The 24,664-nt window shown below is 44.2% G+C and carries 23 protein-coding genes; 8 read left to right on the top strand and 15 right to left on the bottom strand.

Features of this window, described 5'->3' with window-relative positions:
• Positions 1–8: 8 nt before the first annotated feature.
• The 3 genes from ACTD55_RS15825 (at position 9) to ACTD55_RS15815 (ending at position 2,952) form a co-directional block, all read left to right on the top strand.
• Positions 9–797, top strand: a complete 789-nt coding sequence (locus ACTD55_RS15825) for an SAM-dependent methyltransferase (protein WP_438865305.1) — start codon at positions 9–11, stop codon at positions 795–797.
• 76 nt (positions 798–873) lie between these two features.
• Positions 874–1,140 carry a hypothetical protein gene (locus tag ACTD55_RS15820; RefSeq protein ID WP_438865304.1) on the top strand — a complete coding sequence of 89 codons (267 nt, stop codon included), beginning with the start codon at positions 874–876 and terminating at the stop codon, positions 1,138–1,140.
• Between the two features lie 42 nt (positions 1,141–1,182).
• Positions 1,183–2,952 carry a tetratricopeptide repeat-containing diguanylate cyclase gene (locus ACTD55_RS15815; RefSeq protein ID WP_438865303.1) on the top strand — a complete coding sequence of 590 codons (1,770 nt, stop codon included), beginning with the start codon at positions 1,183–1,185 and terminating at the stop codon, positions 2,950–2,952.
• A 16-nt stretch (positions 2,953–2,968) separates the two neighbouring features.
• On the opposite strand, the gene ACTD55_RS15810 is transcribed toward ACTD55_RS15815, so the two are convergent.
• Positions 2,969–3,823, bottom strand: coding sequence for a pirin family protein (locus tag ACTD55_RS15810; protein ID WP_438865302.1), 855 nt, complete (start codon positions 3,821–3,823; stop codon positions 2,969–2,971).
• A gap of 27 nt (positions 3,824–3,850) precedes the next feature.
• Positions 3,851–4,420, bottom strand: coding sequence for an FMN-dependent NADH-azoreductase (locus ACTD55_RS15805; protein WP_438865301.1), 570 nt, complete (start codon positions 4,418–4,420; stop codon positions 3,851–3,853).
• A gap of 129 nt (positions 4,421–4,549) precedes the next feature.
• Here ACTD55_RS15805 and ACTD55_RS15800 point away from each other — a divergent pair, with 129 nt between their 5' ends.
• Positions 4,550–5,437 carry a LysR family transcriptional regulator gene (locus ACTD55_RS15800; RefSeq protein WP_438865300.1) on the top strand — a complete coding sequence of 296 codons (888 nt, stop codon included), beginning with the start codon at positions 4,550–4,552 and terminating at the stop codon, positions 5,435–5,437.
• Positions 5,438–5,665: 228 nt separating this feature from the next.
• On the top strand, positions 5,666–6,328 hold the full coding sequence (locus ACTD55_RS15795) for a hypothetical protein (RefSeq protein WP_438865299.1): 663 nt from the start codon (positions 5,666–5,668) through the stop codon (positions 6,326–6,328).
• Positions 6,329–6,383: 55 nt separating this feature from the next.
• Here the strand turns inward: ACTD55_RS15795 and alr are convergent, their stop codons facing one another.
• From alr to ACTD55_RS15765, 6 genes are all read right to left on the bottom strand, one after another.
• Positions 6,384–7,478 (bottom strand): alanine racemase, encoded by a 1,095-nt coding sequence (gene alr, locus ACTD55_RS15790; RefSeq protein WP_438865298.1) that lies wholly within the window; start codon positions 7,476–7,478, stop codon positions 6,384–6,386.
• Between the two features lie 9 nt (positions 7,479–7,487).
• Entirely contained in the window at positions 7,488–8,345 is an 858-nt protein-coding gene (locus tag ACTD55_RS15785) for an aminotransferase class IV (protein ID WP_438865297.1), read from the bottom strand.
• Positions 8,346–8,408: 63 nt separating this feature from the next.
• A complete protein-coding gene (locus ACTD55_RS15780) occupies positions 8,409–9,341 on the bottom strand; it encodes a biotin-dependent carboxyltransferase family protein (RefSeq protein ID WP_438865296.1) in 933 nt (310 codons plus the stop codon).
• A complete protein-coding gene (gene pxpB, locus ACTD55_RS15775; RefSeq protein WP_438865295.1) occupies positions 9,341–10,018 on the bottom strand; it encodes a 5-oxoprolinase subunit PxpB in 678 nt (225 codons plus the stop codon). Before pxpB ends, ACTD55_RS15780 begins: the two co-directional genes overlap by 1 nt.
• Positions 10,009–10,743, bottom strand: coding sequence for a 5-oxoprolinase subunit PxpA (locus ACTD55_RS15770; protein WP_438865294.1), 735 nt, complete (start codon positions 10,741–10,743; stop codon positions 10,009–10,011). The genes pxpB and ACTD55_RS15770 overlap by 10 nt, the downstream gene beginning before the upstream one ends.
• Before the next feature lie 15 nt (positions 10,744–10,758).
• Positions 10,759–11,814 (bottom strand): cysteine synthase A, encoded by a 1,056-nt coding sequence (locus ACTD55_RS15765; RefSeq protein ID WP_438865326.1) that lies wholly within the window; start codon positions 11,812–11,814, stop codon positions 10,759–10,761.
• Between the two features lie 127 nt (positions 11,815–11,941).
• Here ACTD55_RS15765 and ACTD55_RS15760 point away from each other — a divergent pair, with 127 nt between their 5' ends.
• From ACTD55_RS15760 to ACTD55_RS15750, 3 genes are all read left to right on the top strand, one after another.
• Complete coding sequence (locus ACTD55_RS15760) at positions 11,942–12,523, top strand: hypothetical protein (protein WP_438865293.1); 582 nt, start codon at positions 11,942–11,944, stop codon at positions 12,521–12,523.
• A gap of 56 nt (positions 12,524–12,579) precedes the next feature.
• Positions 12,580–13,413: a CvfB family protein gene (locus tag ACTD55_RS15755; protein ID WP_438865292.1), complete on the top strand. Its 834-nt coding sequence runs from the start codon at positions 12,580–12,582 to the stop codon at positions 13,411–13,413.
• Between the two features lie 297 nt (positions 13,414–13,710).
• On the top strand, positions 13,711–16,038 hold the full coding sequence (locus tag ACTD55_RS15750; RefSeq protein WP_438865291.1) for a TonB-dependent receptor: 2,328 nt from the start codon (positions 13,711–13,713) through the stop codon (positions 16,036–16,038).
• 153 nt (positions 16,039–16,191) lie between these two features.
• On the opposite strand, the gene ACTD55_RS15745 is transcribed toward ACTD55_RS15750, so the two are convergent.
• From ACTD55_RS15745 to acs, 7 genes are all read right to left on the bottom strand, one after another.
• Positions 16,192–16,695 (bottom strand): GNAT family N-acetyltransferase, encoded by a 504-nt coding sequence (locus ACTD55_RS15745; RefSeq protein ID WP_438865290.1) that lies wholly within the window; start codon positions 16,693–16,695, stop codon positions 16,192–16,194.
• 17 nt (positions 16,696–16,712) lie between these two features.
• Positions 16,713–17,702 (bottom strand): adenosine deaminase, encoded by a 990-nt coding sequence (add, locus tag ACTD55_RS15740; protein WP_438865289.1) that lies wholly within the window; start codon positions 17,700–17,702, stop codon positions 16,713–16,715.
• A gap of 57 nt (positions 17,703–17,759) precedes the next feature.
• Positions 17,760–18,149 carry a hypothetical protein gene (locus ACTD55_RS15735; RefSeq protein ID WP_438865288.1) on the bottom strand — a complete coding sequence of 130 codons (390 nt, stop codon included), beginning with the start codon at positions 18,147–18,149 and terminating at the stop codon, positions 17,760–17,762.
• Complete coding sequence (locus ACTD55_RS15730; protein ID WP_438865287.1) at positions 18,137–20,395, bottom strand: reprolysin-like metallopeptidase; 2,259 nt, start codon at positions 20,393–20,395, stop codon at positions 18,137–18,139. Before ACTD55_RS15730 ends, ACTD55_RS15735 begins: the two co-directional genes overlap by 13 nt.
• A gap of 151 nt (positions 20,396–20,546) precedes the next feature.
• On the bottom strand, positions 20,547–22,244 hold the full coding sequence (locus tag ACTD55_RS15725) for a sodium:solute symporter family protein (protein ID WP_438865286.1): 1,698 nt from the start codon (positions 22,242–22,244) through the stop codon (positions 20,547–20,549).
• Entirely contained in the window at positions 22,245–22,511 is a 267-nt protein-coding gene (locus ACTD55_RS15720; RefSeq protein WP_438865285.1) for a DUF4212 domain-containing protein, read from the bottom strand. It abuts the gene before it with no gap.
• A gap of 38 nt (positions 22,512–22,549) precedes the next feature.
• The gene (gene acs / locus ACTD55_RS15715) at positions 22,550–24,493 is read right to left on the bottom strand and encodes an acetate--CoA ligase (RefSeq protein WP_438865284.1); all 1,944 of its coding nucleotides are present in this window, start codon (positions 24,491–24,493) and stop codon (positions 22,550–22,552) included.
• Positions 24,494–24,664: the final 171 nt, after the last annotated feature.

Below are 24,664 nucleotides of genomic sequence, written 5' to 3'. Positions count from 1 at the left end.
GAAAGAGCATGTCAGCAAGTATCACCTGTGTTGGGTTAGGGATGAAGTTAGGTGCGCATATCAGCCCCATTTGTAAAAGTCATATTGAGCAAGCTGATGTGGTATTTTGCGCGGCCGCTGATAGCTTATTCGAAATGTGGGTAACCGAAATGAACCCGGATGTACGCAGCTTACAAAGTTACTATGCCGAAGGTAAGTCACGCTATGACACCTACAAACAAATGGTCGAAGCGATCATGACAGAAGTACGCGCAGGTAAAAAAGTGGTTGCCGCTTTTTATGGTCACCCTTGCGTATTTGCCCGCGTGGCCGGCGATGTGATTGAAGTTGCCGAGCAAGAAAACTTCCCGGCTCAAATAGAAGCCGGTATCTCTGCCGAAGACTGTTTGTATGCAGATTTACGGATTGATCCGGGTAAGTTTGGCTGCCAGCATTTTGAAACCAGTCAGCTGATGTTCTATCAACGCATTATCGATCCTGCCGGTTATCTGATTTTGTGGCAACTGGCCGTCGCCGGTGACAGAAAACTCACCCGCTATGCGACGGGCAAAGCCTATCGACAGATTTTAATAGAGCAATTATATCAACATTATCCGCCAGAGCATCAGGTGATCCTCTATGAAGCAGCGGTGTTACCTATTGATAAAGTTAGAAAACAAGTGATTTCATTGGCGGATTTGGTTGATGCCGACATTACTCAGGCGACTACCTTAGTTATTCCCCCCGCGATAGCCATGATTAAAAATGAAAAGGTCATGAAAAGATTGGCAGAATTAGACAAAACAACGGTAGAATGACCCGGATATTTCGAAACTCGGATAAGTTGTTATCAACGCTAAGTAGTCAATAAACCTAAACAAAAAAGGAACACTTATGTCTAACGTTATTCAACTACTGGAAAAAATCGGTATTGATGCCAATCTGCAAGATCAAGCTCAGTTTGCCCAGGCCATTCAACAGTCCGGCCTATCGGCTGAATTGCAACAAGCGCTGTTAAATCGCGATAAAAGCAGTTTGCAGCAACAACTGAATGTCGCCACAAAAATGACCATGATGATCGGCACTCCTGATGAAGATGATGATGATGACGGCGATACACCAAGCCAAATTGATGTTCAGACTGCTGATATCTGTAGCTAGAGTCTGCTCTGGTTAGCTAGAAGGTAATGCGACATTATTATTATGAAAAGCAGCTGTAACCTAAAGCTAACATTTCTTTTAGTTGGTCTATTTATATTCGTCAGCCCATTAGCGGCTGACGAATATTATTCCGTTGATGAAATATTACAGCAGGCCGATGACATCCGCAGTAGAGACTCTGTTCAGTTTGACACATTATTAGCTGAGCTAAGCCAAAAACGCGAGCAACTATCTGGCCCTCAACAACAGTATCTGGATTATCTGTTAGCTTATCAAACCGCCTATTCAGGCAATATAAAAGAAGCTGCGGCACAATTTAAAGCTATAGCCAATTCGGATGTTAGCGATGAATTAAATTTTAGAGCTAATGCAACGCTCGTTAATATTTTAGCTATTGCTGAAGAGTGGCATGCCGCAATGCCCCATTTTTTATCGGTGTTGAATACATTACCAAAGATAAAAGACAACAATGTCCGGCAAGTGGCATTAATATCAATTGCTCTTTTTTACAATATCCTTGGGAAGTATGAGCTCGGTTTAGATTACTCAACACACCTTGCTGAAATTGCGTCAACTAAACGAAATCAATGCTTTGCATCCAAGTTAATAGTTGAAGCCAAATTGGCATTACATCGCATTACCCAATTTTCGTCTGAAGTATCAGATGCATTAGCGCTTTGTGAACAAGCCGATGAAAGGCTGATTATGGGTGAGATACAAATTATCATTGCCAAGCTGATGCTTAAAAAAGAGATGTATGATAAAGCACTTAAGCTGCTACAAAGCAATTTACTTTCGACCCAGCAGACCCATTATACCAAGATACTTGTAGATTTTTATTCACTATTGGCCGAAACAAATTGGCAACTCAATAATATTGACGCTGCCAGCGACTTTGCCAATAAAGCGCTTAATAAAGGGCAATCGCTAGGGAATGCCGAATCCAAAGTGCGAGCCTATAAAATATTGTATTTAATTGCTCAACAGCAACAGAATTATGCGGATGCTCTGCAGTATTATATTGATTATGCTAATGCAGATAAGGCTTTTCTGGATGAAGTCCAGACCCGGCAATTAGCCTTTCAGATGGGGCAAACCCAGTATATTGAGCAACAAAACAAAATTGAACAATTAGATCATCAAAACAGATTGCTTGTATATCAACAAACTCTCTCCAAAGCAGAAGCCGATAACAACAGACTCTTTATTTCCTTATTGATTTTAGCGTCTACTGTGCTGAGCGGCTGGGCTTACCGAATCAAATCTCAACAAAACAAATTAAAGTATATGGCTGAATATGATGATCTTACCGGTATCTTCACTCGCGCTCACTTTAAAGTACTTGCGCAAAGTGCACTGGATTATTGTGACCATACCGAACAGGATATTTGCTGTGTCGTATTTGATTTAGATAATTTTAAACAGGTTAATGATTCCAAAGGTCACGCCTGTGGTGACTGGGTATTGAAAAAAACCATCGAAGTTTGCAAGCAACACGGCCGCAAGAATGATCTTTTCGCCCGATTAGGCGGCGAGGAATTTTGTGTTATTTTGCCCGGCTGCAATATTATTTCGGGAATGAGTTTCGCCCATCAATGCCGTAAATCAATTGAACTCATTAACACCTCGGAATCTGGATATCAATTTAATATCAGCGCCAGTTTTGGCGTCACGTCAGCAAAACTATCCGGTTACAAATTAAACAAGATGATAGCCGATGCAGACGATGCCATGTATCGCTCAAAAAATAATGGCCGAAATCGTGTCAGCCAACATGTCAGAGATTTGATGAAGGATTATGATGTCATCTGAATGTCAATCGGGAGGGTTATTCCGTTAACACTCCATTTTGATAATCGCGGATTGCCTGATCAATTTGCTGTTGGTCGTTCATCACAAAAGGACCATATTGTGCAATAGGCTGATTTAAAGGCTTACCGGCTAGCAACAAAAAACGGGCCGTTGTAGTACTGTTGTTTTGGACGACTATTTCCCCTGCTCCGCTTAACAAACTTAATGTTTTAGCTTTGTTGCCAATAGCGTCTTTACCTATGCTGATATCGCCCTCATAGCAATAAACCATCGCATTAAAGTCGTCGCTTTTCGGCGTCCTAACAGATTGCTGCGGCGCTAGACTGATGTCCAGATAAATCACCTCAGTATCCTCAATACTAAAAAAGCCCTGTAACGCAATATCATTCACGGTCGTTTGGCCCGCGATTGCCTTAACACTAAAACCGTCAAACTGCTGGAATGGAATATCATCGGCTGCAATGTCCTGATATTGTGCCGGAATCATCTTTCGCTCCGCAGGTAAGTTTACCCATAACTGAAATCCGTGCATTCGACCTTCCGTTTGCTTGGGCATCTCAGAATGAATAATACCTTTACCGGCCGTCATCCACTGCACTCCGCCATCTTCGAGTAATCCAACATTACCGATATGATCGCGATGTTCCATTTTGCCTTGCAACATATAAGTCACGGTTTCAAAACCTCGATGGGGATGAGGAGGAAAACCACCGATATAATCGGCCGCTTCCTCTGAACCAAATTCATCCAGCATCAAAAAAGGATCAAAACGTTGCAAGTTTGGTCCACCAAAAACACGTAACAGTTTAACGCCATCACCATCTGACGCGCGGCGAGCGACCATTTGTTCTTGTACTTGAAGCTGACTCATTAGTTTCACCTTATTTTATGTCAATGATTATACCAATTCGGTTACTTGTTGCTCTGCAGCAGCAATACTTTTACTTCGACTTTCGTCACCAAGGTTAACCCCTTCGGCATAAATAAACTCTACGTCTGTAATACCTAAAAAGCCAAATATAGTAGTGAGATAGTGGCTATCCAGATCCGTTCCGTTGCCTTTATGTAATCCACCTCTGGCAGTAACAACGTAAACTTTTTTATTGGTTAATAAACCTTGAGGACCCGTTTCGGTGTATTTAAACGTCACCCCCGCACGTGCAATATGATCAAACCAGGATTTTAACTGGGTAGGTATACCAAAGTTATACATCGGCGCCCCTACAACAATCACATCTGCCTTTTGTACTTCTGCGATTAACTCATCTGCTAATGCCGCCTTACCTTCACCAATGGCATTGATGGTATCAAGATTAAAATGTGGAATTTCACTGGCAGACACATTACGCTCGGTTACTTCAGACTCTTGATTGGCTGATAACTTTTCAATTAACGTTTTGGCAATCCCGCTAGAAACACCGTTATCACCAAAAATACTCGACTGAACATATAAAATTTGCTGTTTCATTTTTAACTCCACCATAAATAAAGGTTAATCAATTAATTTTGATGGATGTATTTTAATCCTTATAATTTAATCAAATGCACGATATATTAGCTACAATTAATCGAATTATTTGATAAATAGAAATAACCTATGTTACCTAAAATTACCTTAGAACAATGGGCTACCTTTAAAGCCGTAGTCGATGAAGGCTCATTTACCAAAGCGGCTGAACGATTAAATAAAAGTCAATCCAGTGTCAGCTATATTATCTCTCGCATGGAAGAACAGTTACCTGCTCGGGCGTTAATGCCGGAAGGACGTAAAGCAGTATTAACCGAGGCCGGGAAGTTACTCTATCGGCATGCTACCAATTTACTGTTGCAGGCTACCCAAATTGAAAACGTAGCGAATTACCTTGCCCGTGGTTGGGAGACAGAAATAACTCTGGCAATGGATGCGCTGGTATCAACCGACAAAGTTTTCTGCGCTTTACATAAATTTTCGAGTGAGCATCCCCAACCACGAATCAACGTGCTGGAAACCACTTTGTCCGGTACTGACGAGGCGGTATTATTTCGCAAAGCCGATATTGTCCTCACTCCCAGTCTGATAACCGGCTTTATGGGGATTTCTCTGGGTGACAGCAATATGCAGTATGTGGCCAGTCCGAACCATCCGCTAGTGAAATTAGCTAGACCTATTCACGAAGACGATATGAAACAATATCGCCAGATTGTGATCAAGGATTCAGGCATCAAGAGACAGCGGGATGCCGGTTGGCTAGGTTCTGAGCAACGTTGGAGTTTTTCCCATATATCTAGCAGCATAAAAGCAGCCAAAGCCGGATTGGGCTTTGCTAAATTGCCCGAAGACAGTATTGCAGACGAACTTAACAACGGGCAGCTAGTGGTTTTAAATATGGCATCCGATATGCGCCACCGGATACCGTTATATTTAATTAAAACAGCGCAGTCTGACGCAGGTCCAGCGGTTGAAGAGTTAGCCAAACGCTTGCTGAGTTCATTTAAACAACAATGATCTCAGGCTTAAATGTTTCCCCTCACGTATACCGGTATCCATCACCGATAGAATTTGTCAGATTAACCAACTATTAGTATTTATTCCTAATCAAACCATTCGCAAATTATTGAATTTGTAATAAATTCAATAATTTACACTATGGCAAAAGATTTGCTTAATCTGTCTATAACCAGTCTGTTTGTTGTGACAACAACAGATTTATATTCACTATAATAAGAGAGCACTATGAGTCATTCAATTTTTCGTCCCTTACTAATTTCCGCCTTGTTAATGTCATCAACCATACTAACTGGCTGCGTTATTCATGTCGGTGGTGGCCAATATCAACAAGACTACGATGTCGACGAGGACTTAGACATTTCTGGCACACACGGGGATATAAGTTCGGTCAATGATGATATTAATCTGTCCAGCCACTCGTCAGCGAAGAATGTGGATTCGGTTAATGGTGACATAAAAATTAACGATAATGTGACACTACATGAGGTAAACACGGTTAACGGTGATATTAACAGTGGCCGCAATTTAACCGTAACCGGAACAATAGAAAGTGTTAATGGTGATATTGAAATTGAATCGGGCGCCACTATTGGTGCAATCAACACGGTAAATGGTGATATTGACTTAAACGACGCTAACGTCAGCGCTAATGTAAGTAGCAAAAATGGGGATATTAATCTCAAAGGTGACACGCATATTTCAGGTGATGTGATATTTGAAAAACGTGACAATGATGGCTGGAATTGGGGTAACAACCACAATCTACCCGAACTGGAAATTGGTCCTCAGGTTATCATCGACGGGCATATTATTCTTTACCGGGACGTGAAGCTAGAGATAGCCAATCCACAATTACGCAACCGTATTATTTATCGTGACAACCGATAATCTGAACAAGTTGATTGCCGGTATTATCCGGCAATCATCGACAATGCCCACACTATCAGGATCCTATATAAACTCTGGGTACCCGTTTGGAGATGCCGGTTAATAATTCATAGCTTATGGTCTGAGCGGCTGTCGCTATATTATTAATGCTCGGATCACTACCCCATAAAATAACGGGATCACCGATGTTAACCGAATCAATATCAGTCACATCTACCCCCAGCATATCCATCGATACCCGACCCGCCAATTTTGCAGACTGACCATTTACTAACAGGGTTGTACCACTTGGAGTATGTCGCGGATAACCGTCGGCATAGCCCATCGCCACTGTGGCAATTAACGAGTCTCTGTTCGCTTGCCAATGAGCAGCATACCCAACGCACTCGCCTTTTTTAACCTCACGCAAAGAGATCACTTTTGATTGCAAGGTCATGACTGGTTTGAGTTTGTCAGCCTGAGGATGGGCATCAGCAAATGGCGACGAGCCATATAACATGATACCAGCCCGACTCCATTCTTTATGTGCTGCTGGCCAGCCCATAATCGCGGCCGAATTGGCCAAACTGGCAGGCCCGGGAAATTCACTCAATAACGATTCAAACCGGTTTATCTGTTGACTGGTTGCATCATTATTCAACTCATCCGCACAGGAAAAATGGCTGGTCAACACCATATCATCATCAATATGTGGGCAGGCTTTGAGTTTGTGATAGCCACTACGAAGCTGTTCAGCACTCAATCCCAGGCGGTGCATCCCCGTATCCACTTTTAACCATACCGTTAACGCTTCATTCACTTGCGCGTTCAGTGCCATATCAATTTGTGTTGGGTTTTCCAACATAAGCCAGAATTGTTGCTCAGCCGCTATATGCAGATCATCAACCTCAAATGGACCTTCCAATAATAATATGGGTTGACGAATATTGGCCTGACGCAATTGTAACGCTTCTTCAATACAGGCGACCGCAAATGCCGGAACCAGATCTTCCAACGCTTTGGCAATTTGAACCGCACCATGTCCATATGCATCGGCTTTGACGACAGCCAAGACCTGTGCATTCGGAGTACATGCTTGAGCAAGGCGATAATTATTACGCAAGGCATTTAAATCAATAATGGCCTCCGCGGGACGACTTCTGTACTGCATCAATATTACCTAATAATCAAATTTATGCTGGCTATACAATTTAATCGCTTTTTCCCATACTGGGCCGATTTGTCCGGCTCCCACCGGTTTCCCATCCAGCGCAATAACCGGCGCAATATCTTTACTGGAACTACTTAGCCAAATTTCATCAGCCGCGACCACTTCATCACGTTTTATCGCTCGTTGTTCGACCCTGATTGAGCCCTCTTTTGCCAAAATATCCAGCAGCATAAAACGGGTAATCCCCGGTAGTATTTGGTTATCCAGCGCGGGGGTGAGCACCACACCGTCTTTGACGATGTAGGCATTACAACTGCTGGCTTCGGTTAACTCGTTCTGCCGGTTAAACAACAAACTTTCGTTAAATCCATTGGCATACCCCTGTTGGAAATGCATCACATTGCCCAATAACGATGTGGATTTTATGTTACACCGCTGCCAACGCAGATCTTGCTGACTGTTAACTTTTAGTCCTTTGGTTTCCGCAGCAACGGTACTAGGGCTTGGCGGTATGTCATAACAAAACATAAAAACAGTGGGAGCAATATTGTCAGGAAAGGCATGAAAACGTTTGGTATCCGCTCCACGACTGACATGAATATACACGCCCAGGTTGCCGCAACCATTACGTTCAATCAAGTTGTCTACCAGCTCACGCCATTGCTGCACTGACCTGTCCAACTCAATACCAATTGCGGCCAGTCCTTGCTGCATACGTTCAATATGGGGAGTAAAACCAACCAAGCGTCCCGCATAGGAAGGTACCACTTCGTAAATTCCGTCGCCAAACAGAAATCCACGATCCAGTGGCGAAATTCGAGCCTGTTCAACAGGCATAAATTCACCATTTAAATACGCAATACTCATCACATAATCCTGCAAAATTGGTGGGGCGGGTCAAATTGGCGAATGATAATCTAATCACTTAATTTATGACACTGGTACCATGATCTGTTGTTGAAGTTTTTTAAACTCATTGGCTAAAACCCGTTGAGCGTCTTCGATACCGATTGGCACAAAACTTACTGTTGCCCCTCGTTGACATTGAGCTAACAAGGCCAAATCCACTGACAATACCGACCCCATTTTCGGATAGCCACCAATAGTCTGATGATCATTCATCATCACAATAGGTTGACCATCAGGCGGAAACTGCACCGCACCTAAGCCGATTCCCTCAGAAATCAATTGTTGGGACGTTGCACTCACTTTTTCCCCCATCAAACGAATTCCCATTCGATCAGACTGTTCCGTCACGCGGTATTGACTGTGATAAAGACGATTCTTTTGTTGGTCAGAAAACAGGTCCTGCTGATAGCCACCGATCAGTCGCAAAGTAACCTGTTGAGAAAACTTGGGCCGGTAAGCAAATGGCAACATCAAATGAGGTTTGACTTCACCACGGGTTGATAAACGATCCCCTTTAACCAATGCGTTACCGGACAAACCACCTACTTTCTCTCGGACTACCGTGGCAGTGCTGCCAAATTGAGGGGTAATGTCGAATCCTCCCGCTACCGCTAAATAACTGCGCACGCCTCTGGAAGGATGCCCTATCACCAACTTTTGGCCCGCTTTGATAGTAAAACTGTTCCACATCGGCATGGTTTCATCATCCAGCGTTACTTTTAAAGGTGCACCGGTAATAGCCACCGTACAATCCATGTGACTTTGCAACTGCAAACCACCATAGGTCATCTCAATGGCACTGGTATTGATCGGATTGGCGCAAAGTTTATTCGCCCAATAGAAACACAGAGGATCCATTGGCCCACCCTGAGTTAGCCCCAACCGGGCCATTCCCTGTCGTCCACTATCCTGAATTAAACTGTGCATGCCTGCATTGATAACGTCAAATGCCACTACAGCTGTCCTCCGAATTGTATAAACTGCGCTTTAGAAACCGCTTCAAACTGCACTTTATCCCCCACACTCACCGGCATTGGCGGTGTCGCCGCCGGATCAAACATGGACACCGCACAACGGCCAATAATATTCCAGCCACCGGGGCTTTCTGCTGGATATACCGCGGTTTGACGCTCAGCAATAGCAACAGCGCCTTTAGGCACCTTGAGTCTGGGGGTATCCAATCTGGGTACTGCAATTTTTTCATCCAGCATGCCCAAATAGGCAAATCCGGGCGCAAATCCGATGGCATAAACCGAATAGACGTGTTGTTGGTGTAACTCAATTATTTGCTGTGGTTCCAGTTCCGTCAGTTGCACCATACGATCCAGATCGGTTGCAACCTCTGTTCCGTAATAAACCGGTAAGGTCACATTTTTTCCGGCTAACTCGGTAGCCGATTGCACTTGTTCAAGCAGCTGATGCAGTTTGTCCGAAAAGGCTAATATGCCAACTTGGCTCTGCTCATAAACCACCATCAACGATGTATAAGATGGTACCAAGTCTACAATCATTTCGGATAATTCAGATTCTATCAACTTTGCTGCTGCACTGATTTGTGCCACCACTTTTTCACTTGGCTGTTCAGCGAAATAGATAATAACGGCATTTTCACCGGCGATGTTTATTTGCATTGTTCAACCATTTTTCGAATTGCAGTTAACGCCTCAACGGCTTGTGGATTATCACCATGAACACATAAACTATCAGCGTTCAACGCTAATATTTTTCCACTGTTAGTAGTGACAGAGCCTTTCTCACATAATTGTTTTACTTGCTGCAGCGTTCTTTCAACATTGTGAACCGCACCATTATGCTTGCGCGACAGCAATTGGCCATTGTCGTCATAACAGCGATCAGCAAAGGCTTCAAAATACAATTGGATCCCTGCATCTCTGGCTTGCTGTAAAACCTGCGCCTGATCGGCGGTGGCTAGCACCATTAACGTTAACGGGCGGTGATAACTGGCAATCGCATTAAACATCGCTTGGCGCACATTACTACTGCTCATCATGTCGTTGTATAGCGCTCCATGGGGTTTAACATAACTAATTCGTATCCCTGCGCAGCTGGCTAGCCCTTCCAATGCAGCAATTTGATAATGCATTAGGGCAATAATTTCCTGTTCTGAACATTGCATCGAGCGGCGGCCAAATCCTTGTAAATCAGGATAGGAAGGATGCGCCCCTACACTGACATTATGTTGTTTAGCCAGTGCCAAGGTGTTTTTGATCGAAACCGGATCTCCTGCATGAAAACCACAGGCAATATTGGCTTGGTCGATATGTGGCATAGCGGCACTTTCACTATCCAGCGTCCAGCGGCCAAAACTTTCACCTAAATCACAATTTAACAGCATGACTGCACGACCTTGTTATACATTAGAATTGCCCCAGCTAACCTTAACCGGTAGTTGTGGGTTAGCCAGATAATGTTGTTTCAGTCCCGCGATAGTATCAAACGCGGCACTGAGTTCACGACTTTTTAGATAGTCAGGATTATAAAGTTTCGATGCCGAACGTTCACCCAAATCACAGGCAAATGTCACAATATTCTTGCCGGGACGATGCAATGCGGCTAAAAAGGCGCCGGCCACATTCAAAGCGGAACTGCTCCCCAATAATATACCGTCATGCTGTTGAACATGGCGCGCAATTGTCAGTACCTGACTATCAGGTAAATTCAGCGCATAATCAATTTGAGCTTGTTTAAAGTTATCCACCAGTCGCATGATGCCTATCCCTTCGGTTAATGATCCGCCCTGATTTTTATATTCCCCATGCTGTAAAAAATGAAAAATGCCCGAACCGTCAGGATCCACCGACCACACTTCGATATCGGGATTTTGCTGTTTTAGAAAACGGGAATTACCGGCAATTGTTCCCCCCGTACCAGCCACTGAGACAAACACATCAATATTACCTTTTGTTTGTTGCCATATCTCTGGCCCGGTATGCAGATAATGTGCGCGAAAATTACTTAAATTTTCAAACTGATTCGCCCACCAATATTGAGCATTATCCTCCGCTAAACGACGAGCCTGATGATAAAAATGATCGGGGTTAGCAAACGGACAAGGGGGAACCGTTTTTAATTGACCGCCAAACAAGCTGATCATGCGTTCCTTTTCTTGCGCCTGATCATTCGGCATTATCGCTAAGCAATCCAGACCATAAGCTTTGGCCACCAACGACAATCCGATACCGGTATTACCCGCCGTCCCTTCCACAATGGTCATACCCGGTTTGAGTTCACCTTTTTCTAGTGCGTCTTGCACCATTTGCAACGCTGCACGATCTTTTATCGAACCACCAGGATTCTGGAATTCACATTTGATATAAATATTACTGCCCGATAATTCCGATAGTGACGGGATCCTTAGCAAATCAGTATTGCCGATTAATTCGGCGACGTTTTGAGCGACTCTCATCATTGTTTGCACCATGAACTTATTTTAATAAATAGACTACATGGATTAGACAATTTGTACCACTGGCCACAAGCATTGGTTGTAACCTGAAAGCAATTCTGTTGTTATAGATTAAGTTGTTGTTTCAATGTGGAATTCTATGTTTATTCCGGATCACATCCTGGCCACTGGCGCTGAACTTATTCTAGCGGTGACGGCAATTTCTATCGCGATCGAATTAGTAACCCAATCGAACTGGCGAGGAAAATTTGCCGGGCTTGCGGTATTACTTGTTGCCATGGCCGCGCTATTGGGAGCAATACGTTATGCCGGAGCCGATGTGGTTCAGTATCATCAGATAGTTAGCCGATTAGCCGGCCATGTTGGAATGGTAGGATTTGTCGTGTTACTGGCGATTAAAATCAATCAATCCCGCTTACCGACGACGCTTTACTATTTTATGTTGGCAATATCGCTGGTGGGTTATGCCTTGCATATCGATCTGCTAAAAGACGTCGCATTGCTCGTTAGTATGCTATTGGTGGCCATCGCATTGAAAAAACAACAACTACCCGGTTATCATTTTTATACTGCGTTTATCGCCTTATTAGCCGCTGGAGGACTGTCACTTGGCGGTATGCAACCCGCAGGTCTGACGGAAGTCCTATTTCATTTACTATTAGCCACTACTTTGTATCAGTATTATCGTCAGTACTGTTATAGAATATAGCCAATCGTTTTTTATACTATTCAGCCGGACTCAAATTAGCTGAAGAAGAGGCTTTTATGTTGCAAATCGGCAAAACCAACCATTTACAAATTACCGATACCCTACCCTATGGTGTCTATCTTAGTGACAGCGAACAAAATCAGGTTCTGTTACCCAACGCTCACCTTCCTGCCAATGCCAAACAAGGTGACTGGTTAGATGTTTTTGTCTACCACGATGCCGATGGACAACTGGTAGCCAGCTCCACCATTGCTAAAGCTGAAGTCGGTCAATGTGTCTATTTGAACGTCGTGGCCGTTAAAGCTATTGGTGCGTTTATGGATTGGGGTCTGGATAAAGATTTATTTGTACCTCGCAACGAACAGGAAAGTCCGATGCAAGAAGGCCGCAGTTATGTCGTCTATATCTATCAGGACCGCCAAACTGGCCGGATAGCCGCCTCTAGCAAATTACACAATTACCTGCATGAAGAGTCAATCGACTTTGAACCCAGACAGCAAGTTAATCTGTTGATCTCAGGACGTACCGAGTTAGGCTATAAAGCGGTAATTAACGGTACTCATTTAGGGTTACTGTTTAAAGATGAAGTATTTAAACCCATTTACATTGGTCAAAATCTGCCAGGCTATATTAAAAATATTCGGGATGACGGCAAAATTGATTTATGTTTTCAATTTACCGACCAAGCAGCCAGAGGGGATTTAACCAGCCAAATTCTTGCCTATTTGCAACAAAATAATGGGGTATCTGAATTAACCGATAAAAGTGATGCCAAAGCCATTTATCAACAATTTAACGTCAGTAAAAATGCCTATAAAAAAGCCATTGGTGCGTTATACAAACAGAAGAAAATTATACTCAGTAAAACCCAAATTAGCCTCAACAAATAACCAGTCGTGTTAACAATACCGACATACTGTTAACCAAAGGTTAAAGGTTAGACCAGTATCCTTTTGTTTGTTTGAATATCTTTACTGATTAAACACCTCATTTTTAGATGTTAATGTTTCATTTTTAGCGCTGGGTGCTAGTATCAAAAGGCACTCAAATGTTTGAGTGCCTCATGGCAAACAACAAATGTCATGCACATTTGTTGTGGCGGATTGAAAATCATCGCACTACACATAATAAAGATGATCAACAAACGCCCTACTCAACTCACTTAGGCACATCAACTGGTACAGATAATGAAAACATTGAAGAAAGCCGCAATTGCAATCAGCATTCAAACTGCCCTGTTAACCAATGTCAGCATGGTGGCAGCGCAAGAGACAGATACCCCAACTGAAAAACAACCTGCTCTTGAACAAATTACCGTTACCGCGCAAAAACGCACACAAACGCTACAGGAAGTTCCTATTTCCATCGCCACCTTAAGTGGCGAACGTTTTAACGCCATGTTTTCTGGCGGTGACGATATTCTAGCGCTAGCGACCCGCGTTCCCGGCTTATATGCAGAGTCATCCAACGGTCGCGTTGCTCCGCGCTTTTATATGCGTGGTTTAGGGAATACCGATTTTGATCTCGCCGCTTCTCAACCCGTGTCGGTGATTATGGATGAAGTCGTAATGGAAAACGTGGTACTAAAAAGTTTTCCGTTATTTGATGTCGCCAACGTTGAAGTGATCCGCGGTCCTCAAGGCACCTTGTTTGGCCGTAATACCACCGCAGGGATTGTTAAATTCGACACCGTAAAGCCGTCACAAAGTTTTGATGCTTATGTAAAAGCAGGCTATGCCAGTTACGGTACGATTAATTTAGAAGGGGCTGTGGGTGGTGCGTTATCAGACACGGTATCTGCCCGTCTTTCGGTATTATCCCAAGATCGCGATGACTGGATTGACAATGGCTACACCGGTGAAAAGAATGCCATGGGTGGCTTTGACGAAAAAGCCGCACGTCTGCAAGTATTGTTTGAACCCAATGATGATTTTAGCGCGTTATTGAACATTCATGATCGTTCACTCGATGGTACCTCGTCTATTTTCCGTGCCAATATCCTCAGCAAAGGAAGTAACGAGTTAAACGACAGTTATGATCGAGATACGGTTTACTATGATAAGGGTGATAACAACCCACAAGGGTATGACACCACAGGCGCATCGCTAAAAGTTGATTATGATTTTGGTGATAAAACCATTACCTCGATTACCGCTATCGAAAAAGCCGATGGCTACAGTTTAGGTGATATAAATGGTGGCGTTTTTACTTTGGATGTCAACACTCCCGTACCTAATGGTATAAGCAGTGAATATTTTTTAGTTGATAACGACGGAGATGGTGTGGGCGAAACTCCTGCTCTCAGTTTCCCCGGTATGAGCGGTTTTGATGCAGTCACCGAAGATCAGCTTAAAAATCTGGAACAATTCACTCAGGAAATTCGTTTAGCATCAGATACCGACGAAGATTTGAGCTGGCAAGTCGGTGCTTTCTATTTTGATTCGTCTTTTGATGTCACCAGTATTGACGGATTTTATGGCGCCACCACGGTATCCCATGCCAATACCACCTGGGCGGTATTTGGACAAACCTCTTATGATGTAAACGATAAACTGAATGTCACCGCTGGAATTCGTTATACCCATGACGAGAAATCACTGAATGTCGGTGACCAGAATGTTGACGGCTTTGCGTTAGTTATCGGCGCGGCCTCTATTCAGGATTACGACCCCATTAACGTCGACGACGGTAAAATAAGCTGGGAGCTTAGTGCTAATTATCGCGTAACCGATAAAACCAGTTTATTTACTCGTCTTGCTCGTGGTTTCCGTGCACAAACCATACAAGGACGGGATGTGGCGTTTGAATCCGCGCCTTCGGTTGCTGATTCAGAAACCATAGACTCAATCGAATTCGGCGTAAAATCTGATTTGGTCGATAACCGATTACGTGTCAATGCTGCGGTTTTCTACTATCAGGTTAATGATATGCAGTTTTCTGCGATTGGTGGCGAAGCCAATTTAACCCAACTGGTGAATGCCGATAAAGGTGTCGGATATGGTTTTGAAACGGATCTGGAATGGGTAGCCACCGACTATCTGACCATTACTGCCGGTTATGGTTATAACCACACCGAAATAAAAGATGATAATCTGGTCGCAGCACCATGTGGGTCGGGCATGTGTACCCCGATGGATCCGCTGAATGCTGACGGACGTGCTTATATCGATGGTAATCCATTCCCGCAAGCCCCACGTTCAACCTTAAACGTTTCTGCCCGTTACACAGTGCCAGTTGGCGATAATGGTGAGTTTTATGTTTACACCGATTGGGCCAAACAGGGTAAAACAAACTTGTTCTTATATGAATCGGCTGAATTCAAAACTGACGGTAACTATGAAGGTGGTTTAAGAATTGGCTATGAAAACTTCGAACATTTGTACGAAGTGGCGTTATTCGGACGTAATATTACCGATGAAGATAATTTAAAAGGTGCCATTGATTTTAATAACCTGACCGGGATCATGAATGAACCTCGTGTTGTTGGTATTGAATTTAAGAAATCCTTTTACTAATCCAGTTACATCGCCAAAAACACCAAGCCCACTTTGCAGTGGGCTTTTTTATCGCAAACTTAAGCGAAGATTTAATACCATTTCTGTATAACGACGCCTTGTTCAAAAACCGCTGGATGCATTCTGAGAGTTCAATGACTTAATAGAAATGGTTTAAGCCTGCCAAATAGGCGGATATTTCATCGCCACATTACAGCGTTGATAGCTGCTGCCGTATTGTTCCATCACTTGCTTATCGTGAATAAAGCCATTTTTCTCATACAAATGAATGGCCGCTTGGCATTTTTTATTGGTTAACAAAAAAAGGCGTTTAATCGGTAACAAACGAGCCTGTTGCAGCACATATTGCAACAACAACTCACCCACTTTTAATCCTCTGGCACTGTCCAGTACGCCCATTTTGGTTAACTCAAATGCCCCATCCTCTTTAGGCATTAAGGCACAACAGCCAACCACCCCCAACTGTGGATGGTTGGCAAAGTAAATCTGCCCACCTCTATCAATAATTTGCTGTTGAGGCTGATTTAGCGACAATTGATCCGATGGTTCCAATACAAACATGGCACGGATCCATTGCTCGTTAATTGTTTTAAAATCAGCGGCCAAGCTATTGTCATACGCCAAAAATTCAATCTCGTGGCTGGGGATGACTAACATGATGTTGTTCCTGGCGGTTATGACTTGTGTAACGCGGTTTTTTCAGCATCAGATAAAAAGGCAGCTTTTAAACCATTCAATTGAATCGTATCCAGCTGTCGCTGCGTAAAACCTATTACCTCACTTGCGACACGATATTCATTGGCTAAATCAATGTTAGATACCGCAGGATCATCGGTACTTAACGTCACCAGTATGTCATTGGCTAAAAAGGTTTTCATTGGATGACTGGCAATATCATTCAATGTACCGGTGTGATAATTAGAGGTTGGACAAGATTCAATCGCGATATGGTTTTTAGCCATATAATCCATCAGTTTTTCATCACGAATCGCAGCGACCCCATGACCTATGCGCGTTGCACCGAGCAAATTAATGGCATTCCAGATACTTTGCGGACCATCGGCTTCACCAGCATGCACAGTAATATTCCAGCCGGCATCGCGCGCCTGTTTGAAATGTGATTCAAATAATTGTGCGGGATACCCTAGTTCATCACCGGCCAAATCCAGTGCGGTGATTTTTTCTTTACACGCGAGTAATGCATCCAATTCAGCCTGACACTTATCCACCCCAAAGGTGCGGCTTAAAATTCCAATTAAATTCGCTTTAACCCCGAAATCACGACTTCCGGCCTTCACACCGGCATCTACCGCTTCAACCACCCCTTGCATGTCTAAATTAAATGCCATCGCCATATAATGCGGTGAAAAACGCAACTCAACATAATCCAGCCCTTGCTGTTGAGCATCCTGCATATTCTCATAAGCAATTCGATAACAAGCGTCCAAATCGGCTAACACCGATACGCCGTAATCCAACTTGGCTAAAAATTCCAGTAAATCACTGGTTTGTCCCTGAATTTGCGTTAGCGGAATCAGTTCATCCAACGAATTGGCTGGCACCTTTATTTGATGTTGTTGGGCCAAGTCCCAAATTGTGGCAGGACGAATATTGCCATCTAAATGACGATGCAATTCTACAAGAGGTAGTGATGGGTTAAACATATATGAACCTTTAGTTATTCTAATCCTTTGGATAATAAGGGGATTTTAATTGAATAACTAGGGCGTATTGAGCTTTTTAAGGCAATGGGGAATCACCCGTTGATTGTATTCTAATCCGTATTGACGATTCAGTTGGCGCTGCTCACGCTCTTGAGCACGATACACATCACCACTTAAGGGTAAATATTTCAATCCACAGACTTGTTCAACCAGCTTGGGATCAACATGATCTAGTCCCAATACATTTACGCCACGGCGAGCCTCAATCCATAACGCCAGATCCCCACGTTGAATTGCACTGGCAGCCTGTTGTTCGACATTTTGCAGGGAAAGCGGGCTGTTCGTCGTATTCATCTCTGCCGATGTATTATCTGACGGTTGTGCCGGCTCGACACAACAATAACAGCCGTTCAACAAGACACTTACCAATATGATTAAACTGCGCATAGTGCTTTGCGCCTCTTGAATAGATTAGCTAACAACAGAACGATGATGAACCATTCAACGTCCACGCTGCCCCCGCTACTTTTAGTGTCAGGAATAGAAGGAGGGGTAACGATTTTGGCCTCAACGGTAATCTGCACGGTTGCTGTTGTCTGTAAGCCATGTAAATCACTGATTAGGTAATCGATACTGTCATTACCGCTAAATCCGTTAGCAGGAGAATAGACAACAACATCATTATCAATACTCACGCTGCCTGTTCCGTTATATTCAACCGCGACAATAGACAGCTTATCACCACTATCAGGATCACTATCATTATTGAGTACCGAAATACGGTTATTAACTGAATCCTGTTGCACGGTAACGCTATCGTCCACCGCCACAGGCGGTTGATTAGCAGTGATATTAATTTTAAAAGCAGACGAATTTAGCGCATAAAAGATATTGTCATGACACTTAAGCATCAGCCTGGCGTTATCCGTACTTATCGCGACCAGACCAGTCAACAAGGCAGAACCATTATTATCCAACTGCTCGGCGATCAATAGCGGAAAACTTTGTCCTCCATCCACCGATAACCACACATCCATCTGACGACAACTGACTGGCGGTAAATCCGTATCGGCCACATCCCACTGAATCTCATAACTGGAATCATTGTCCCATAAGGTATTGCCATCAGGTTTATTGACTACCACCGGACCACTAGAGGGGGTCACGCTAATTAACGTTTCATCGGTAACTAAGCCGCCTTGATTATCCCTGACCGATAAGCGAAAACGCAACGTGCGTTCAGTGGTAGGATAGGTTTCACCTTTAACTGTTACATCTGGGCCTTGAAGCACATCCTGCAAACGCGGTAAATAACGCTGTGTACTGTCTGTCGGAGGCCAGCTGCGAAATAATGGTCGGGTGCCATCATCGGTGGCCATTTCTGTAGCACTGGTACTAGCAACAGGACGTGGATCTTGACCATCCTCATTACCTACCACGAAATACTGTTCCCAGTTATACAACAAGTTATCGTTATCTGGATCATCAGCAATGGCAGTGAGTACAAAAGGGCTATTGGCTGGAATTGTATAATCACGCCCTGCATCAGCGGTAGGCGCTTCATTGGTACCGGAAAGAATTTGTCCACAATTTCCGGACAATCCATTGGTCAAACGTTGACGGTATTCCAGTACCGAACCAATATGAAAATAATCATCGGAATGGGATTGTAAATTTTCGGGATCACAACTTCCCGCATAGGCCATTATGGTTGAACCACTGCCGGGTTCCCAGGCACTCCTGGAACTCCGATTGCCTGCACAACTGCCAGATTCACTGTTAAAACTGTGATTAGCCCCCAGCTGATGACCAATTTCATGGGCAACAAAGTCAATATAAAAACGATCGCCACGCGGGTTATTGATCCCAGTTACACCAAAAGCTTTGCTGGCAGAACGGCAAACTACCCCGGGACTAGCTAATCCCCCGCCACTGGTGGTAAACACATGGCCAATATCATAGCTACTGTTGCCCAACGTTTGATCGATTATACCACCCACCTTATCAATATCATCGGTATTATTATCAAAAGGATCGGTATCGGCATCAAGGAAAATAAGTTGGTCATTACCCTCTACCAGAGCAAACGACACCCCCATATCGACTTCAAAGACCAGATTAAGGCGGTTTACCACTGTGGCCAGTTCGGCCAGTACCGATTCTGTAGTAGAACCGAATTTAGCACTGTATTCACCGGTGGTAGCAATAGCCAGTCGGTATTGTCTGACGGTTCCGTCTACCTGTGGCTTAGCCGACCTATTGATGTTCAACGGGGATAATGCCAGTTCACGCACTTGTTCAGTAAAAGGTTGGCGTGGCTGTTCTGTGGCATCATAAAAGCGATAATGACTGCTGACTAAATCCGGTTCCAGATAATAACGATGTCCATTAACCCGATAGGCCGCATAAATCCCATTTGAACGGATCTCTAATTTGCCGCGGCTACGATGGCCAACGCCAATGAGATTAAAGGTTTGTATATCAGGAAAACGGTTGGCCAATGCAGCGGGTAAAACCTGATTGGCTGCCACCGTAAAGGGTAATGTCTGATTCGGGGATACGGGTAATTCAATAACGTTATTTTGCAGCGACTGAGGATGATTTACTTGAGTTAAAAAATCGTCCTTATCCAAATCAAAGTAAGCGATGATTTTTACACTCGATGGCTCATGGGGCTCGGGTTGAAAAGTCACCTGATGCCAAACATCAGCCTGCGCAATACCAACAGAGGCAGTAACGAACCACAGTAGCGTAATTAAAGTGAAGAAGCCTTTGATACCACTATCCTGAATAATTGCGGGTTAAGTTCAACTATAGACCCTCAACCCGCCGTTTTAATTCCTTTTAGTCGCTCGATACCTGTTTTTTGGGGTAACGAATACTTTCTACCATCGCTTGAACCTCTTCCGGTACGTCGGCAGTAAATTGTTTTACCGTAAACGCCACCACAAAGTTCAACATCATTCCCAAGGTACCAATCCCTTCTGGTGAAATACCAAACCACCAGTTTTCAGGCTGATTGGCAGCCGGATTAATAAACTTGAAATAAATAATATAAGCGGCGGTAAACGTGATCCCGGCTAGCATCCCGGAAATCGCCCCTTCTTTATTCATGCGTTTGTAAAAGATGCCCATAATAATCGCCGGGAAAAATGACGATGCAGCCAAGCCAAAGGCAAAAGCCACCACCTGCGCAACAAAACCGGGCGGATGTACCCCAAAGTAGCCAGCCACCAGGATGGCCACACCGGCCGCTAACCGGGCATAAAACAGCTCTTTTTTATCGGTAATATCCGGCATCAAATTACGTTTAAGTAAATCGTGGGATATTGAGGTAGAAATGACCAGTAACAATCCTGCAGAGGTAGACAACGCAGCTGCAATGCCACCGGCTGCGACTAACGCAATGACCCAACTCGGTAGATTGGCGATCTCGGGATTAGCCAACACCATAATATCGCGATCGATGGTCATCTCGTTACGTTCATCGCCAGAATAAAACATTTTGCCATCCTGATTTTTATCCTGCCATGCTATCAGTCCGGTTTTTTCCCAGTTTTTAATCCAGCCCGGTGCCTGTGCGTAATCCGTTCCGGTTGACTGCTCACCATTGATGGTATCAATCATATTCACCCGGGCAAAAGTCGCAATGGCGGGAGCCGTGGTATAAACCAGTGCAATAAACAGTAATGCCCATCCCGCAGACTTTCTGGCGTCACTGACTTTAGGCACAGTAAAGAAACGTACAATCACATGGGGTAATCCAGCAGTCCCTACCATCAACGCAGCAGTAATAAAAAACACGTCGATAGTGCTTTTGCTGCCGACGGTATACGCTGCAAAGCCCAATTCTGCGGATAAACCATCCAGTTTATCCAGCAAATAGGTTTCCGATCCGGATATCTGCGACCCAAAACCTAACTGGGGGATGGGATTATCCGTCATTAAAATAGAGATAAAAATTGCAGGTACCAGATAGGCAAACAGTAGTACGCAAAATTGCGCCACTTGAGTGTAGGTAATGCCTTTCATCCCTCCAAGAACGGTGTAGAAAAACACGATGGCCATACCAATCACTACACCGGTAACAATATCCACTTCTAAAAAGCGGCTAAATACCACGCCTACACCGCGCATTTGCCCTGCAACATAAGTGAAACAAACAAAAATAGCGCAGATCACCGCCACAGTACGGGCAAGCTGCGAGTAATAACGATCCCCAACAAAATCCGGTACGGTAAACTTACCAAATTTACGTAAATATGGCGCTAAACACAGCGCCAATAACACATAGCCACCGGTCCAGCCCATCAGATACACTGCCCCGTCATAGCCCATAAAGGAAATCAGTCCCGCCATGGAAATAAACGACGCTGCTGACATCCAGTCAGCAGCGGTGGCCATGCCGTTAGCAACTGGGTGTACGTCACCACCGGCCACATAAAACTCCTTGGTGGAACCGGCCCGTGACCAGATGGCAATACCGATATATAAAATAAAAGACGCGCCGACGATTAAAAACGTCATGGTTTTAATATCCATTTAATCCTCCTGAACGTTATATTTAATATCCAACCGCGACGACAGGCGGGCATACACAAAAATCAGCACCACAAACACATAAATGGCTCCTTGTTGGGCAAACCAGAAACCCAGTTTGAACCCAAAGAAGCGAAATTCATTTAGCCAATCGACCAATAATATGCCGCAACCAAATGAAACTGCGAACCAGATGGTCAACAATCCTAAAACCAATCTAATATTTTCACGCCAATAAGCGCTTGCCTGCTGCTGATTTTCAAATGCCATTTATCACCTCAGTATTAAGGTCTGTTAACCTTTCCTATTTAACGATTAAGCCGGTTTTCGATTAGCGCATCAACCACCGATGGATCGGCCAACGTCGACGTATCGCCTAAGTTTTCGAATTCATTGGCAGCAATTTTGCGCAAAATGCGGCGCATAATCTTACCCGAACGGGTTTTAGGTAAACCGGTTGTCCATTGCAATAAATCCGGGGCGGCGATCGGGCTAATATCATCCTTAACCCATTGACGCACTTGTTTGGTCAGTTCATCGGTAATAGTGACACCATCAGTAGGTTGCAGATAAACATAAATCCCCTGCCCTTTAATATCATGGGGATAACCAACTACCGCCGCTTCAGCAATGGCAGGATGCGCCACCAGTGAGCTCTCAATTTCAGCGGTGCCCAAGCGATGGCCAGAAACGTTTAATACATCGTCCATACGTCCGGTGATCCAGTAGTAACCGTCATCGTCACGTTTCGCCCCGTCCCCAGAGAAATAGTAGTTTTTAAAGGTGCTGAAATAGGTCATTTCAAAACGATCGTGATCGCCCCACACGGTACGCATTTGTCCCGGCCACGACTGGCTTACCACCAAACTTCCTTCGTTTGGTCCTTCCAGTACATTACCGTCACTATCCAGTAGTGCGGGTTGAATACCGAAGAACGGACGGGTTGCAGATCCGGGTTTTAATGCCGTTGCTCCCGGTAATGGCGTTATCATCACGCCACCCGTCTCGGTTTGCCACCAGGTATCCATAATCGGACATTGACTGTTGCCAATTTTTTCATGATACCAATGCCAGGCTTCAGGGTTAATCGGTTCGCCGACACTGCCTAAAACCCGTAATGAATCGCGAGTACTGCCTTGCACCGGTTCATCCCCTTTTGCCATCAAGGCACGAATCGCCGTAGGTGCGGTATAGAGAATATTTACTTTATGCTTGTCCACCACTTGACCAATTCGGCGTACATCCGGATAAGTCGGCACCCCTTCAAACATTAAGGTAGTCGCACCATTGGCTAATGGTCCATACACAATATAGCTATGCCCGGTGATCCAGCCCACATCCGCGGCACACCAATAAATATCACCGGGGCGATAATCAAAGACATATTGGTGAGTTAACGAGGCATACACCATATACCCACCCGTACTATGTACCACCCCTTTAGGTGTACCAGTAGAACCGGAGGTATATAAAATAAACAGTGGATCTTCGGCATTCATCGGTGTGGGTGGACAGCTATCACTGGCAGCGGCAATCAAATCTTGCCAACACAAATCCCGTCCCGATTGCCACGGCTGATCATTACCCGCTTCTTTAACAACCAGCACATGCTCAATACAATTGGTGCCATCTCGTTCCAGTGCTTTATCCACATTTTGTTTTAACTGGATAAGATTACCGCCACGATGGCCTACATCGGCAGTCAGAATCAGTTTGGCTTGGCTATCAATCACCCGATCGGCAATGGCATTAGGCGAAAAACCACCAAAAATTACCGAATGAATGGCACCGATACGGGCACAGGCGAGCATCGAATAAGCCGCTTCGACAATCATCGGCATGTAGATAATGACTCGATCACCTTTGCCCACACCAAGATCTTTCATCACATTGGCGAGACGGCTGACTTCCTGTTGCAATTGTCCATAGGTTACTTTTTTATCATCTTTCGGATTGTCCCCTTCCCAAATGATTGCGATACGCTCAGGATCGGATTCAGCATGACGATCAACGCAGTTATAACAGGCATTTAATTGACCATCATCAAACCAGTTAATTTTGATATTACCGGGGCTATAGCTGCAATCACTGACCTTGGTAAAAGGCTTAATCCAGTCAAGACGTTGTGCCTGTTGTTGCCAAAAACCATCGGAATCTTTCACTGACCAGTCATATAAACGCTGGTATTCCTGATTGTTGGCAAGGGTGTTTTGTTGAATATGTTCCGGCACGGCATAGACGTCTTCAGACATCGATTGATCTCCCAAAAAGCGGTTAAAAGAATCTTGTTAAAAAAATGTTGAGGCTGACCATAGCCGAAATAGTAGGTTAGATACAATAGTTGAGTGGCCTAACCACATGAATTTATTTTTTATTAAATAGTTTAGTTAACAGTGCCTTATTGATTAGGTAAAATGACCGAT

Origin of the sequence: Neptunicella sp., from assembly GCF_048268085.1 — a bacterium.
GTDB lineage: Bacteria > Pseudomonadota > Gammaproteobacteria > Enterobacterales > Alteromonadaceae > Neptunicella.
Note: the sequence above shows the minus strand (reverse complement) of the source record. Positions and strands in the feature narration are given on the sequence as shown.

Bases quoted from the DNA above. Each gene is read 5' to 3' on its own strand.
- ACTD55_RS15810 (WP_438865302.1), bottom strand. From the start codon at position 3,823: ATGAGTCAGCTTCAAGTACAAGAACAAATGGTCGCTCGCCGCGCGTCA.
- ACTD55_RS15720 (WP_438865285.1), bottom strand. From the start codon at position 22,511: ATGGCATTTGAAAATCAGCAGCAGGCAAGCGCTTATTGGCGTGAAAAT.
- ACTD55_RS15725 (WP_438865286.1), bottom strand. From the start codon at position 22,244: ATGGATATTAAAACCATGACGTTTTTAATCGTCGGCGCGTCTTTTATT.
- ACTD55_RS15825 (WP_438865305.1), top strand. From the start codon at position 9: ATGTCAGCAAGTATCACCTGTGTTGGGTTAGGGATGAAGTTAGGTGCG.
- add (WP_438865289.1), bottom strand. From the start codon at position 17,702: ATGTTTAACCCATCACTACCTCTTGTAGAATTGCATCGTCATTTAGAT.
- pxpB (WP_438865295.1), bottom strand. From the start codon at position 10,018: ATGCAAATAAACATCGCCGGTGAAAATGCCGTTATTATCTATTTCGCT.
- ACTD55_RS15760 (WP_438865293.1), top strand. From the start codon at position 11,942: ATGTGGAATTCTATGTTTATTCCGGATCACATCCTGGCCACTGGCGCT.
- ACTD55_RS15745 (WP_438865290.1), bottom strand. From the start codon at position 16,695: ATGTTAGTCATCCCCAGCCACGAGATTGAATTTTTGGCGTATGACAAT.
- acs (WP_438865284.1), bottom strand. From the start codon at position 24,493: ATGTCTGAAGACGTCTATGCCGTGCCGGAACATATTCAACAAAACACC.
- ACTD55_RS15800 (WP_438865300.1), top strand. From the start codon at position 4,550: ATGTTACCTAAAATTACCTTAGAACAATGGGCTACCTTTAAAGCCGTA.
- ACTD55_RS15795 (WP_438865299.1), top strand. From the start codon at position 5,666: ATGAGTCATTCAATTTTTCGTCCCTTACTAATTTCCGCCTTGTTAATG.
- ACTD55_RS15735 (WP_438865288.1), bottom strand. From the start codon at position 18,149: ATGCGCAGTTTAATCATATTGGTAAGTGTCTTGTTGAACGGCTGTTAT.
- ACTD55_RS15805 (WP_438865301.1), bottom strand. From the start codon at position 4,420: ATGAAACAGCAAATTTTATATGTTCAGTCGAGTATTTTTGGTGATAAC.
- ACTD55_RS15765 (WP_438865326.1), bottom strand. From the start codon at position 11,814: ATGAGAGTCGCTCAAAACGTCGCCGAATTAATCGGCAATACTGATTTG.
- ACTD55_RS15770 (WP_438865294.1), bottom strand. From the start codon at position 10,743: ATGCTGTTAAATTGTGATTTAGGTGAAAGTTTTGGCCGCTGGACGCTG.
- ACTD55_RS15755 (WP_438865292.1), top strand. From the start codon at position 12,580: ATGTTGCAAATCGGCAAAACCAACCATTTACAAATTACCGATACCCTA.
- ACTD55_RS15750 (WP_438865291.1), top strand. From the start codon at position 13,711: ATGAAAACATTGAAGAAAGCCGCAATTGCAATCAGCATTCAAACTGCC.
- alr (WP_438865298.1), bottom strand. From the start codon at position 7,478: ATGCAGTACAGAAGTCGTCCCGCGGAGGCCATTATTGATTTAAATGCC.
- ACTD55_RS15815 (WP_438865303.1), top strand. From the start codon at position 1,183: ATGAAAAGCAGCTGTAACCTAAAGCTAACATTTCTTTTAGTTGGTCTA.
- ACTD55_RS15820 (WP_438865304.1), top strand. From the start codon at position 874: ATGTCTAACGTTATTCAACTACTGGAAAAAATCGGTATTGATGCCAAT.
- ACTD55_RS15785 (WP_438865297.1), bottom strand. From the start codon at position 8,345: ATGAGTATTGCGTATTTAAATGGTGAATTTATGCCTGTTGAACAGGCT.